This is a genomic window from Microcoleus sp. A003_D6 (assembly GCF_036702825.1).
GTDB lineage: Bacteria > Cyanobacteriota > Cyanobacteriia > Cyanobacteriales > Microcoleaceae > Microcoleus.
In genome coordinates, this window is sequence record NZ_JAUBWA010000155.1 from 1 (window position 1) to 13,386 (window position 13,386).

A 13,386-nucleotide genomic window follows, 5' to 3' on the forward strand; every position below is an offset into this window, starting at 1 on the left:
TGTAAACTCAGAATTTCATGCCTGACGCACCCTACGGTTGGTTAGTAGCGTGCGTCAGGACTGAATACTTTGAGTGTAAACTCAGAATTTCATGCCTGACGCACCCTACGGTTGGTTAGTAGCGTGCGTCAGGACTGAATACTTTGAGTGTAAACTCAGAATTTCATGCCTGACGCACCCTACGGTTAATTAGCTTTTGCGATCGTTTGCATTGCAGTCTGTTTAGAACAATCTCTAGTTATTATTATGAGTATTTTTGGGCGGGCGGGACACCCCACAACCGTAAAATTCAGTCTTTGTGGAACAGGCATCTTGCCTGTTCCTGACACCAACCCCACAAGCATAAAATTCACTCTTTGTGGAACAGGCATCTTGCCTGTTCCTGACAGAATTTAATAGTTGAAGGACTTTAGTCCTCACTACAAACCAATGACTAAAACCTTAGAAGAAACCTAATGCTTTCGGGCTGTAGCTGACCAACAAATTCTTGGTTTGCTGGTAGTGATCTAACATCATTTTGTGATTTTCGCGACCGATTCCCGATGATTTGTAGCCGCCGAAGGCTGCGTGGGCTGGATAAAGGTGATAGCAGTTTGTCCACACGCGGCCGGCTTGGATGGCGCGGCCCATGCCGTAGGCGGTGTTGATGTCGCGAGTCCAAACTCCTGCACCTAAACCGTAGAGGGTATCGTTGGCAATTTCCAATGCTTCGGCTTCGTCTTTGAAGGTGGTGACAGCTAACACTGGGCCGAAGATTTCTTCTTGGAAAATCCGCATTTTGTTGTGGCCTTTGAAGAGTGTCGGCTGGAAATAATAACCGTCTTGCAAGTCGCCGCCTAAGATGTTTCTTTCGCCACCAATCAGGCATTCTGCGCCTTCGGCGTGACCGATTTTGACGTATTCGGCGATTTTTTCCATCTGGTTGACGGAGACTTGGGCGCCGAGGGCGGTTGTCGGATCTAAGGGGTTGTCTTGTTTGATTTGGCGGATGCGGGAGAGAGCTTTTTCCATGAATCGATCGTAAATTGACTCTTGAATTAAGGCGCGGGAAGGACAGGTGCACACTTCGCCTTGATTGAAGGCAAACATGACTAATCCTTCGATTGCTTTGTCGAGAAATTCGTCGTCTTGGGCGCAGACATCTTCAAAGAAAATGTTGGGGGATTTGCCGCCTAATTCTAGGGTGACGGGGATGACGTTTTGGGAGGCGTATTGCATGATTAGCCGGCCGGTGGTGGTTTCGCCGGTGAAGGCGACTTTGGCAATCCGGGGACTGGTGGCGAGGGTTTTGCCGATTTCGGCGCCGGGCCCGTTAATGACGTTGATTGCGCCGTCTGGTACTAAGTCGGCGATGATTTCCATCAGTACCAAGATTGAGGCGGGGGTGGGGCCTGCTGGTTTGAGCGCGACGCAGTTGCCGGCGGCGAGGGCTGGGGCGAGTTTCCAGGCTGCCATTAATATCGGGAAGTTCCAGGGGATGATTTGTCCGATGACGCCTAGGGGTTCGTGGAAGTGGTAGGCGACTGTTGTTCCGTCGAGTTCGCCGATCGAGCCTTCTTGAGCTCGGATGCAGCTTGCGAAGTAGCGGAAATGGTCGATCGCCAGCGGTATGTCTGCGAGGCGGGTTTCGCGAATTGGTTTGCCGTTGTCCCAGGTTTCGGCGATGGCGAGGCGATCGAGGTTTTCTTCCATCCGATCGGCAATTTTGTGTAAAACCCGCGCCCTATCGGCTGGGGAAGTCTTGCCCCACTTGTCTTTCGCAGCGTGGGCGGCATCCAGTGCTAATTCTACATCTTCGGCGGTCGATCGGGGAACTTGACAAATTGATTTTCCGGTAATTGGAGACAGGTTTTCCGAGTATTTCCCTTTCACCGGCGCTACCCACTTGCCGCCGATAAAGTTATCGTAGCGAGTTTGAAAAATCGACTGACTGCCGGATTGAACAGGTGCTGCTACTACCATTTTATGACCTCGTTAAAATTTATTTTCGCGTTCAATTGAAATCTGTTAAATACCTACCATCGTCTATTTTTTGGAATTTGTGTTATTTGATATACAAAATTTTACATTTGACCGATCTTTGAAATCAAGGTTGTTTCTAGGTTTCTGGTTCTGGCAGGTGGTTAATAAGATTTTTTTTATTAACCGCAGAGTACGCAGAGTACGCAGAGAGAAAAGAAGCATAAAAAGAGAAGTTCACAGATTATTTAAATGTGCTATTATATAAATATAAACTTGGCAAATTCTCAAGATTACTAATCAAATGCCTGCATTAAATGCCGTTGTTTTTGATTCTGATGTCGAGCCTGGGTTAAAGCATTTGAACGCAGGGAAAGTCCGGTGGTTCCGCCGCCGGCTGAAAGCTTGGGCCGAGCAAAATTTCCGCGATTTTCCTTGGCGGCGCACCTGCGACCCCTACGCGATTTTGGTGGCTGAGTTCCTGCTGCAAAAAACTACTGCCGCTACAGTGGCTCCGATTTATCAAGAGTTTGTCGATCGATATCCGACTCTCTCGGATCTAGCGGCCGCGCCTGCTGCGGAAGTTGCTAGTTTGTTGCAGCCTTTGGGTCTTTTTTTTAGGACGCAAAAGCTGCGGGAATCGGTGCTGGTTATCCTAGAAAATTATCAGGGAAACGTTCCCCGCACGGAAGCTCAGTTGCTGGAACTTCCGGGAGTTGGTAAGTATATTGCGCGATCAATTTGCGCTAATGCTTTCGGACAGCCAAAAGCGGTGATCGATACGAATGTTGCTCGGATTTTGCAGCGTTTTTTTGGGATTGACGGCGGTAAGGTAAAATCGCGATCGCCCGAACTTTGGTCAGCCGCAGAACGAGTCGCTCCCAAACAGCAAGTCGGGCCGTGGAATTTGGGTTTGCTGGACTTCGGGGCGGCAGTTTGTACCGCGAGAAACCCCCGCTGTGCTGAGTGTCCGCTGCAACAGCAGTGCGAGTACAAAATTAGCAGCGAAGTCAATTCTCGGCTAATTGGCGAACTGAATTGACAAATATTCAACCGCATTTGTAGGGGCGGTTCAGCAACAATTTATGCTCAAACCAACAATCTAAAAAAACCGCCCCCACCCAACAGTCAATACTATTAATTAACTGTGCCGCAGCGGAATTTCTATCCTAAATCTAGTACCTTTCCCCGGTTCCGAAAAACACTTTAACTCTCCTTTGTGCTGCTCTACAATTATCCGATAGCTGACAGCCAGTCCCAAGGCGCTGCTGTGTTCCGCAGGTTTCGCAATCGAAAATGGATCGGAAATTTGCGCTGTGATATCTTCGCTGATGGCCATGCCGTTATCAGCAATATCAATAGAAATTCGCTGAGCATCGATTACCTGAGTGCTAATCAAAATCACAGGCTTAAATTTGACCGATTTAGGTTCCTCCAACTCTTGACTCGACTCTTCCAAAGCATCGATCGCGTGATTGATAATATTCAGAAAAGCTTGATTTAGCAGACCAGCGTAACACTCAACTTGCGGCAAATTTCCGTATTCCTTCATCACCTTGATGTCTCGCCTTCCCTCGCGAGCCGGCAAGCGGTGCTGCAACAACAAAAGAGTATTTTCTAAACCGTCGGAAATATCGAATAACTGCCAGCCCGATCGGTCGCTGCGGGAAAAATCCTGTAGCGACAAGATTATTTGGCGGATGCGATCGCTCCCGGTACGCATGGAACTCACAATTTTTAATAAATCGTCGAGTATGAATTCCACATCCATATCTTGCTGCTTTTGCAGAATTTCGGCTCCGGGGTTGACTAGCTCTTTTTGATACAATCGCAGCAGTTCAATTAAATCGGTAGCGTAACTTTGGACGTGAGTTAGATTGCTGTAAATAAAAGTAATTGGGTTGTTAATTTCGTGGGCGATACCAGATACTAATTCGCCCAAATTCGACATTTTTTCAGCTTGCAGCATTCGATCGCGCGACAGTTGCAATTCTTGCTGGGCTTTCTCCAACTGCGCCCTCAACTCGCCCGATTTTTTAGAAGCGCGCACCCGCGCCAACAATTCCTGCTTAACTATCGGTTTAAACAGAAAATCGTCAAAGGGCGCATCCAATTCTTGAACTTCATCAAATTGCTCGGGTGTTGTCAGCAGAATAAAATAGGCTGCCGCCAATTCTCGTGAAGCGAAGCTATCCCCTAGGGAATCGGCTTTCACCAGCCGGCACACCTCCAACCAGTTGATTTGAGGCGAAGTCCCGTCGCATACGATCGCATCCGGCGACAATTCCCTCGCCAATTCTAAACCCTCGTTGCCATCGGGAGTGACTCTCACCTGATGTCCCTCCCTCCCTAGTAACTCTTGCACGACTTCCAAAGTCGCAGCATCCGCGATCGCCAGAATCTTTGCCATACTTCTACCAACTCCACAAATTACTTTTTAGGATACAACCGCCACAATTGCGCTGACATATTTAAAATTCCCCAATAGTTCAATCCCACCACAAAACAGCAGATTTTAGCTTCCTCAAACGCAAAAATAGCTCAGTAGAAGGTATAAATTTAGACTCGCAACGCAAAAATGCAAATTCTTGCCTTCCTAATTAATCTTTAGATAAGCTGTTACGCATTTAAAATAGTATTGTAGGGTGCCACGGCTCCTTTCTCGTTTCCCTTGTAAGCGTAAGTGTTCGCTTCTGACGCACCCTACAGGCTTAATTAATCTTTAGATAACAGCTTCTGCCTTCCCACTTCTGACAACTCTCCTAGATACTTTCTCAAGTTTCGCCCTGAAACAATAAAAAAACTTTAAAATTAATTAATAGTACCGTCAAATTCACCTTCTCGGTCAGCGCCTGAGAATGCCAATTACCAACACAACCTCAACTTTGATTCAATCCGAAACACTAGAACTATTAGAATGGCCGCGCCTGTGTCAGCACTTGGCTACCTTCGCGGCCACCAAACTCGGCGTCGCCGCGGCCCTCGACCTCGCAATCCCGGCAACTCAAGCTCAAACAGCAGAACTCCTAGCCCAAACTCAGGAAGCTTATCGGTTAGAGAGCCGCGCTGGCGGTGCTTTGAGTTTTGAAGGAATCCAAGACATCGGCAATTCCCTGAAGCGATCCGAACTGCAAGGTTTGCTCGGCGGCGAAGAATTGCTGGCCATTGCTACCACCCTCGCCGGAGCGAGGCAATTGCGCCGGATAATTGACTCTCAGGCAGATGTGCCGACTCTCAAAGAACTAGCAGCCCAATTGCGGACTTATCCCGAACTAGAGCAAGAAATCCACCGCTGTATAGACGATCGCGCTCAAGTAGCAGACAGAGCCACTCCTAAATTAGCAGGAATTAGAGTGCAAATGCGACAGTTGCGCGATCGCATTTATCAAATATTGCAGGGGATTTTGCAGCGCCAATCCAACGCGGTACAAGAACAGCTAATTACCCAAAGAAGCGGACGCTTTGTCATTCCCGTCAAAGCTCCCCAAAAAGATGCCATACCCGGCATCGTTCACGACTCCTCTGCCAGCGGCGCGACACTCTACGTTGAACCCCACAGCACAGTCAATCTTAACAACCAAATGCGGCAGTTGCTCAGGCAAGAACAAGCCGAAGAAGAAGCAGTCCGCCGCGCCCTCACGGAGCAAGTCGCAGCAGTCAAACCAGATTTAGACAGATTGTTGGTTGTAGTTACAACTTTAGATTTAGCTGCCGCTAAAGCGCGTTACAGTTTTTGGTTGCAAGCAAATCCGCCGAAATTTATCGAATTGGGAGAGCCAGAATTAGCAGCAAAAAATCAAGAAAATTCAGAGGAACCCACAGAAGATGAGGAAAACTCAGAAAACAGTGAATTATTAATTCGCAACCTGCGATCGCAAATTACCCTCCGCCAGTTGCGCCATCCCCTGTTAGTTTGGCAGCAACAATACGAGCAAGGCTTTGCAGTCGTGCCGGTCGATTTAACGATCGCGCCGCACATCCGCGTCGTCGCCATCACCGGCCCCAACACCGGCGGCAAAACTGTCACCCTCAAAACCTTGGGATTGGCAGCTTTAATGGCGAAAGCCGGAATGTTTGTTGCCGCCCGCGAACCCGTAGAATTGCCTTGGTTTGACAATATTTTGGCAGATATCGGCGACGAACAATCTTTGCAGCAAAGTTTGTCTACTTTCAGCGGTCACATCCGCCGCATCAGCCGGATTTTAGAAGTTTTAGGCAATAAATCGGAAGGGGAAAGTGCAGGAGAAGGAGAAGAAAATTCTCAATTCCCAATTACCAATTCCCAATTACCAATTCCCAAATCTTTAGTTTTGTTAGACGAAGTAGGAGCGGGTACAGACCCATCAGAAGGCAGTGCATTGGCGATCGCCCTGTTGCAATATCTCGCCCAACATTCCCTATTAACAGTTGCAACTACCCACTTTGGCGAACTCAAAGCCCTCAAATATCAAGACTCCCGCTTTGAAAATGCCTCAGTAGAATTTGACGACAATTCCATGCAGCCAACCTATCGCTTGCTGTGGGGAATTCCCGGACGTTCCAACGCCCTCACCATTGCCAAAAGACTCGGTTTGCTAACAGAAATAGTCGATGAAGCTCAAACCTATGTCGGGGGAGCGTCTCAAGATGTCAATCAAGTGATTGCCGGACTCGAAGCCCAGCGCCGGAGACAGGAAACCAAGGCCAGAGAAGCAACTCAACTGCTACACCAAACCGAAAAACTGCACAGGGAAGTTTCTCAAAAAGCAGCGGCTTTGCAAGAGCGGGAGCGAGAACTAAAAATAGCTCAGGAAGTGGCAGTAAATGAGGCGATAGGCACGGCAAAATCAGAAATTGCTCAAATCATTCGGCGCTTGCAGTCGGGCAACCAGACCGCTCAAAATGCCCAACAGGCGACAGATACCTTAAATCAAATTTCTGAAAAACACCTGCCCTCTCGCCAACAACCGGCTAAACCCAAACCGAGTTTTATGCCGAAAGTGGGCGATCGCATCCGCATTCCCAGCTTGGGCCAAACCGCCGAAGTCCTCAGCGGCCCGGATGCTAACGAAGAGTTGAGCGTTCGGTTTGGGATTATGAAAATGACTGTCAAACTAGGAGAAATTGAATCCCTAGACGGTCAAAAACCGGAAACTAAAGCCCAATTAGCCAAGGTTGCAGCCCAAGCACTCGCTACCGCTAAAGCTAAGCAAGCAGTGGCGGAACCTGCAAAACCCAATCCCGAAATTGCCATGCGCACTGCTAATAATTCGATCGACCTACGGGGTGCGAGAGTCTCAGATGCCGAAATAGAAGTAGACAGAGCTCTTTCCAAGGCCGTGGAATACGGAGTCCTGTGGATAATTCACGGCAAAGGTACGGGACAGTTGCGGCGCGGCGTTCACGAGTTTCTTGATTCTCACCCGCAGGTTTCTCGCTACGAGCTCGCCAGTCAAAAAGAAGGAGGTGCAGGTGTGACGGTGGTTTATTTGAAATAGTCAGGATTTACGCATTTCCGGTTGACTCGTAATTATATAGTTGTATGCAGCAAAACAAGTCGCAAGGAACATATCATACTGATGCAACCGGAATGGCTCCTACTGCAAATATGGCATAATTAAGAGTTAATTTCCCACTTTAGTAACTGCCTGACTAATGAAAAAAACTCCCTCAAATGAAGTTTTGGTTGGCGACTGTCGTGAAGTGATGAAGACATTGCCAGAGAATTATATTTCTGCCTGTATCACTGACCCACCTTATAATTATGAATTTATTGGTCATAAATGGGATGACTCAGAAATTCAGAGGCGTATTGAAAGAGTCAATGGCAAGGGAAATAAAACCCTTGTTAAAAACATTCCCTATGGCAGTGGTTTAGCAGGTGGAGTCAGAAACGAAAAATGGTATCAAAGGAATCGCAACAACACTCTGGATTATGAAAAGTGGTGCTTTGAGTGGGGCGAGCAGCTTTTTCGGATCTGCAAACCGGGTGCGACAGTTTTAGTTTTCAACAGCACGCGGACTGTTGCTCACGTACAAATAGCACTTGAAAATGCTGGTTTCTATGCGAGAGATATTCTTGTTTATAAAAGATCGAGCGGTATCCCTAAAGGTGTCAATATCAAACAACAGTTAGAGAAGAAAGGATATGAAAATTCTGAACAATGGGATGGTTGGCACAGTTGTCTGAGGAACGAATGGGAAGCAATCTGCGTACTTCAAAAACCACTGGTAAATAATTACTTGGAAACTCTACAGGAGTATGGTACTGGTCTATTTTATACTAAAGATCGGTGCGGTGGTTTTCAGTCAAATATTTTAGAAGGTATACAGCGTGAGAAAACCGAGGAGTTTAACGTCCATTGCACAGTTAAACCGATCGCTCTAATGAGACAACTGGTCGAAATATTTGTACCGCGTTTGGAAAATTCTATTCTAATCGATCCTTTCGCAGGATCTGGAACCACATTGCTGGCGGCGCAAGAATTTGGCATTAAATATGTTGGCATTGAAATAGTACCTGACTACATAGAGATTATCAACAAGCGCCTTGATAGTTTCAGCGGTATACAGGGAATTCTCCCACTTTTTCAATAAGAAATGACTTTAAATCAAACCCGCTTATTGTTTGTATAAACTCAAATGAATCGTCCCCCGTGTAAATTTTCCAAGTCCCTACTTGGCACGCTGTAATAGCTGCGGGCAAATTATCTTGTCTAAGTATTAAAAATACGGGTTCGTAATTATAAGTACGAAGTAGTGGGCCATAAGATTTGAATTTTTTCAGTGTTCCAGAATCTCCTGAGCCAATACGATATTTTGTATCTATTGCGTACCCATCAACAATCAGATCGCACGGCTCATCGCTTCCAACTTTAAATGCTGGCTGAAAGCTACTGCAATATGTTTTACACGTTTCAGTAACTAACAATTGCCAACACATACCTAACTCACGTCCCCAATATTGCCTGTTTTCTTTTTTTATTATTGGAGAAAGACCAAACACATCCATTAAAATATCGTGTTCTTCATTCTCTTCTGCATAAATTTTTTCGGTAAATGAGTTTTGGTATCTTGCTAAAATTTGCTCTAGTCTTCTTTCAGTCATCATCAGTTACCAGATCGGCTAGACTAACGGATAATGCCTTGGCTATTTTGCTGGCATTAAGTAGGGTTATATTCCTTTCACCTCGTTCAACTGAACCAATATAGGTGCGATGTAATTCAGATAGTTCTGCAAGCTGATCTTGGGAAAGATTTCTGAGCTTTCGGAAATGTCTAACTTTTTTACCAAATTGCTCCGTAATATCCATAGATTGCGCCAGATGAAGCAATCACAAATATAATCTGACAGACTATAAGTAGCGACAGACTATAAGTAGCATTCGAGAGCGCTAGGATCTTGGCATTGATATAAGTCCCGATAGTTTCAAACCACTGATTTGATTTCGGTCACTCTGTGGCGTAGGATGGTTAGGGGTAAAAATCTATGGGTTTTGCCGATCGCGACCGATCTTTCCTTGAAACGGCAACTTTTAACCCGCAAATCCGTCCAGCAGTTAGGATTGCCGGAATCAAAGCAACGAGCTATGGAGACAAATTAACAGATATGCTGTTGCCCGCAGGCTGCAAAGCTTTCATTACTGCATACTGTTCGATATCCTGTCTCAACCTGTCTTATTTCCCGTGCTGAAGCCATGCGCTCGACCGTAAAGTCCTCCGCTCCCACAAACGAAACGGGTCAATCTCCCAACTGGGAAGAATTGACCCAAAAAGCACCAGAACCTACCCAGTTGGACAACATTAAAGCCCAACTGGATTTAGTGCTGTTAGCCCTAGAAGCACTGGCAGAAATAGGCTCAGAGGCGATGCTCAAGGTAGCAGCCGAACTGAATTTAGAGCCAATGGTAGCCGATCGGGTAGCTTTGTGGCGGCTGCGCCAATCTAACCCGCTGCGGAAAGGCCACGGAGGGCGCAAAAAACTTGATGTGGAGGAAGCTCGATCGCTCGTTTTGATAAGCTGTCATTTGGCAAAACAGCACCAAGCTTTAATCCGCCGCGCTGTTGCTTTGCTCGAACAAATGGCCGAGCAAAACCGCGAACCTCACACAGTCGCCTTATTGGGAGACTATATTGATAGGTTCAGCAACACTTATGCCGATCGCATGGAAGATGCAGAAAACTTATCGGCAAAAGAACTAACTAATTTAGCCCTGAAACTCCTGATCGATTTGCTATTTTACAGCAGTCCCGGCGGCCACAGACGGCTCTGGCTGGCTCTCCTAGACCGTGCCAAGAATTAACCTAAGTCATAATGAAAATGAGAATGAAAAACATCAGGAACAGGCAAGATGCCTATTCCACCAAAGAATTTATTTGTTGTGGAACAGGCCGGAAAGCCTGTTGCTAAAAAAGCTTGTTAAGAATGCTACCAAATATCAGATAAAACATAGTTATTCCATCTTCCTGATGACTACTGACTAATGACTGCTGACTACTGACTGCTGACTTCTTCCTTCTTCCCTCTTCCTTCTTCCTTCTTCCTTCTTTGCTATGGTTCTCAAACGGTTCACGCCCCCCACTTGCACGCTGGAAATTACAGCCAAAAGTTCGCCTCTATCTCGCTGGGCGGGCCAACCCGTGTTTAAATCTTTAAGTTTCGAGCTGCGGCTCGACGACCCCAGGCTACCAGATACCGAACACGTTACTCTCAGGGGCGATCGAATTCAACTCGAAACCCTCCACGAAGCTGTCAGCAACTACGTCCAAAACTTGCTCGGCGCATCCCGCGATTGGGAAAACAACCTCAACTCTCAAACCGGGCTTACCGCAGCAGGTTCAGACTCGCCCGAAGTCGCGCGTAATGCCGTTATATTCGATCGAGCCGCCAAAACTTCCGAACTAGCAACTTACAACCCCTACTCTCTCCCAACTTCCTACCTTCCGGTTCCCCCCCGCTTAGAACCCCGCGGCTTGCTCGCCCACAACTTGTTTTTAGGCTCTTTGAGCGCCGCAGAATCCGGGCCGGTAGTTCCCTTGAGCACCCTGCAACTGTTTGACTTGGCCACAGCACTAGATGACAGCGCCGCCGAAGTGATGGCGCTTCCCAACCTCAACCGCGAGCCCCGACGGCCGCTGTCCTCACCCTGGCTCAAGCTGGCAGCAATGATGGTCGCGGGCGCGGGCCTGACAACAGGAATTATCAAAATGCTCGATCGGGCAGCCACCGCGCCACAAACCGCCTCAGCCCCCGCTCCAGGACAGCCCCAGCTAGCTGCCCGCGTCTCCCCCAGTCCTGTTCCCGCGACGACACCCCCAGCACCAACACCCGCAGCAACACCCGGTTTACCGCCCCTACCGCCCCCGCCCATCAACACCGCCGCCTCCCCCAGCCCCAGCTTGCCCCCCATCGCCCTCACCCCAACTTCCCCCACCAACAAACCCAGCCCCATCCAGCAGCCACCCCTCCTATTTCCCCCCAACGGCAGCGCACCCAGCGCCCCACAGAGCGCCCCAGCTTTCCCTCAAGGGTCAACAATCACAATTCCCGCCCCCGAAGAACAGCCCACTTCCGCCTCCCAAGTACCCGCACCAGTACCTTACCTGCTGCCCCCCGTACCGCCCAGACTAGCTCCCGCCGTACCGCCGCCTCTGCCCCCCTCCCTATCTGCTTCCCGATTTCCCGTTCCCCCGCCGCAACCCTTCCCCAGTCGCATCGAGCCGATCGTCCCCCCCGCCAGTACCGAACTCCCAGCCCTTGAGGACACTCAACCAACCGCCGAGTCTGAGGACAACAACCAGGTGGCGGCGAGCAAAAAAAACCGCACTTTATTTGATACAATTCCTCAAGTTTCAGAAGCTAGAACTTACTTTGAGGAACGCTGGAAGCCACCAGAAGGCATGGAACAAACTTTGGAATACAGCGTGCAGATCGATGAAACTGGGTCAATTCAAAGTATTGTGCCGATGGGAAAAGCAGCAGCAGATTATATCGATCGCACTAATATGCCATTAGTCGGCGAGCCGTTTGTTTCTGCCGTTTCTAATGGGAAAAATCCTAAAATTAGAGTTGTTTTGAGACCGAACGGTCGAGTACAAACCTTTTTGGAAGAGAGTAATTGAACGCTCTAAAAAACATTGTTCAGATGGGAAATTCCGGTTAATTACTAATGTTAAACAAGTTCAAAAAAAATCAATTTTTAACTGCGGCAGCAGCCGCCAGCGTATTGACAGTGGCTCCTGTTTGTGCTGCAAATATCTCTTTACCCGTGCGGCCGGCAGAGTCACCTGTAAAAAATAGTTTAGTTCAAAATACGGGAGCAAACGAATATTTCCAACAAGGCTTAAATTTTGCCGCCCAACAAAACAAAGAAGGTGCAGAAGCAGCATTTCGCAGAGTTATTCAAATAGACCCCAATTTTGCCGAAGCTTACGCGAACTTAGGCAGCATTCTAGCCAATCAAAACAAATTAGCAGAAGCACTGCCCAATTTTCAAACCGCAATTCGCCTCAAACCTAACGTCCCAGAATTTCATTATATGCTCGCGCAAGTCCTCTACGCACAAAATAAAATGGCAGATGCAGTAGAGTCGGTAAAAAAAGCCAGGGATTTATTTAGAAACCAAGGCAAAACTCAAGAAGCAAATACACTCGAACAAATTATCAAAGACATAACAAAGTAACTCATGTAGGGTGCGCACCCCGCACCGCACCCTAATGGACGATTTTTCATCAAAATCTCAGAACTTAGGCATCAATAATATGAATTCCGGTTGCACCCGCACGATCGGCAACGCAGGACACGGCAATGCCGTTTCCCTACCCCAAAATAATCAATCTTCCTCTATAAAAAATGTAACCATCGCCCGATTAATTGTAGTCCAAGGGCACGGTACCGTGTCCTGACTGTGGGTAATATTAATTCCGATGCTACCGGATTTGATTTGATATAGCAAGTGTCCTGACGGTTAGCAAGTTTTTATAGCAACGGCCAAGCCGGTTAGGACATTTTAAATTGGTGAAACCATTGCGATTCTTCCTGATTCCTGATTCCTGATTCCTGATTCCTGATTCCTGATTCCTGATTCCTGATTCCTTCTGCTATATCAATTCCCTTTTTTTCTATCCCAAACTTCTCCAATCCAATAAAAAACTGCAATCCCGCCAAAACTAGCTAAAAAATCTTCAATACTAGCAGTACGATTGGGTAAAATTCCTTGCAGCATTTCTTCCCCAGCAGCGAACACAGTAAAAATTGCAGGCCCGAAAGGAATTGAATAATTCAACAAATTCATCTTTTTTTTCCCAGTTGCTCTATGGCACAAAAAAGATGCTATAGCGGTTCTCAGAAAGATGAGGTACGTAGTTGGGCTGGCTCTCCTGACTTTATGGTGTATAATGTAACAAACAATACATTTGCTGTCATGGACTTTTATTTGGACTATATAT

12 protein-coding genes are annotated in these 13,386 nt (G+C 47.4%); 6 read left to right on the forward strand and 6 right to left on the reverse strand.

Going from position 1 to position 13,386, the window contains the following annotated elements:
* Positions 1-441 precede the first annotated feature (441 nt).
* The gene (gene exaC, locus QUB70_RS28435; RefSeq protein WP_332984934.1) at positions 442-1,962 is read right to left on the reverse strand and encodes an acetaldehyde dehydrogenase ExaC; all 1,521 of its coding nucleotides are present in this window, start codon (positions 1,960-1,962) and stop codon (positions 442-444) included.
* Positions 1,963-2,263: 301 nt separating this feature from the next.
* On the opposite strand from exaC, the gene QUB70_RS28440 reads away from it, so the two are divergent.
* Entirely contained in the window at positions 2,264-3,001 is a 738-nt protein-coding gene (locus QUB70_RS28440) for an A/G-specific adenine glycosylase (protein WP_332984936.1), read from the forward strand.
* Between the two features lie 99 nt (positions 3,002-3,100).
* On the opposite strand, the gene QUB70_RS28445 is transcribed toward QUB70_RS28440, so the two are convergent.
* Positions 3,101-4,369, reverse strand: a complete 1,269-nt coding sequence (locus QUB70_RS28445; protein ID WP_332984937.1) for a sensor histidine kinase — start codon at positions 4,367-4,369, stop codon at positions 3,101-3,103.
* A 475-nt stretch (positions 4,370-4,844) separates the two neighbouring features.
* Here QUB70_RS28445 and QUB70_RS28450 point away from each other — a divergent pair, with 475 nt between their 5' ends.
* On the forward strand, positions 4,845-7,436 hold the full coding sequence (locus QUB70_RS28450; RefSeq protein ID WP_332984948.1) for an endonuclease MutS2: 2,592 nt from the start codon (positions 4,845-4,847) through the stop codon (positions 7,434-7,436).
* A gap of 157 nt (positions 7,437-7,593) precedes the next feature.
* Positions 7,594-8,535 carry a DNA-methyltransferase gene (locus QUB70_RS28455; protein ID WP_332984939.1) on the forward strand — a complete coding sequence of 314 codons (942 nt, stop codon included), beginning with the start codon at positions 7,594-7,596 and terminating at the stop codon, positions 8,533-8,535.
* Here the strand turns inward: QUB70_RS28455 and QUB70_RS28460 are convergent.
* Positions 8,498-9,049 carry a hypothetical protein gene (locus QUB70_RS28460; protein WP_332984940.1) on the reverse strand — a complete coding sequence of 184 codons (552 nt, stop codon included), beginning with the start codon at positions 9,047-9,049 and terminating at the stop codon, positions 8,498-8,500. The two genes, QUB70_RS28455 and QUB70_RS28460, sit on opposite strands and share 38 nt — an antisense overlap.
* Positions 9,039-9,251: a helix-turn-helix domain-containing protein gene (locus tag QUB70_RS28465; RefSeq protein WP_332984942.1), complete on the reverse strand. Its 213-nt coding sequence runs from the start codon at positions 9,249-9,251 to the stop codon at positions 9,039-9,041. The genes QUB70_RS28460 and QUB70_RS28465 overlap by 11 nt, the downstream gene beginning before the upstream one ends.
* Positions 9,252-9,635: 384 nt before the next feature.
* On the opposite strand from QUB70_RS28465, the gene QUB70_RS28470 reads away from it, so the two are divergent.
* The gene (locus tag QUB70_RS28470; protein ID WP_332984943.1) at positions 9,636-10,241 is read left to right on the forward strand and encodes a DUF3038 domain-containing protein; all 606 of its coding nucleotides are present in this window, start codon (positions 9,636-9,638) and stop codon (positions 10,239-10,241) included.
* 177 nt (positions 10,242-10,418) lie between these two features.
* Here the strand turns inward: QUB70_RS28470 and QUB70_RS28475 are convergent, their stop codons facing one another.
* Positions 10,419-10,544 carry a hypothetical protein gene (locus QUB70_RS28475; RefSeq protein WP_332984949.1) on the reverse strand — a complete coding sequence of 42 codons (126 nt, stop codon included), beginning with the start codon at positions 10,542-10,544 and terminating at the stop codon, positions 10,419-10,421.
* Here QUB70_RS28475 and QUB70_RS28480 point away from each other — a divergent pair.
* Both QUB70_RS28480 and QUB70_RS28485 read left to right on the forward strand, forming a co-directional pair.
* Entirely contained in the window at positions 10,492-12,060 is a 1,569-nt protein-coding gene (locus QUB70_RS28480) for a DUF4335 domain-containing protein (RefSeq protein ID WP_332984944.1), read from the forward strand. The two genes, QUB70_RS28475 and QUB70_RS28480, sit on opposite strands and share 53 nt — an antisense overlap.
* A gap of 47 nt (positions 12,061-12,107) precedes the next feature.
* The gene (locus tag QUB70_RS28485) at positions 12,108-12,620 is read left to right on the forward strand and encodes a tetratricopeptide repeat protein (RefSeq protein ID WP_332984946.1); all 513 of its coding nucleotides are present in this window, start codon (positions 12,108-12,110) and stop codon (positions 12,618-12,620) included.
* 423 nt (positions 12,621-13,043) lie between these two features.
* Here QUB70_RS28485 and QUB70_RS28490 read toward each other — a convergent pair whose 3' ends face one another.
* Complete coding sequence (locus QUB70_RS28490; RefSeq protein WP_332984947.1) at positions 13,044-13,232, reverse strand: hypothetical protein; 189 nt, start codon at positions 13,230-13,232, stop codon at positions 13,044-13,046.
* Positions 13,233-13,386: the final 154 nt, after the last annotated feature.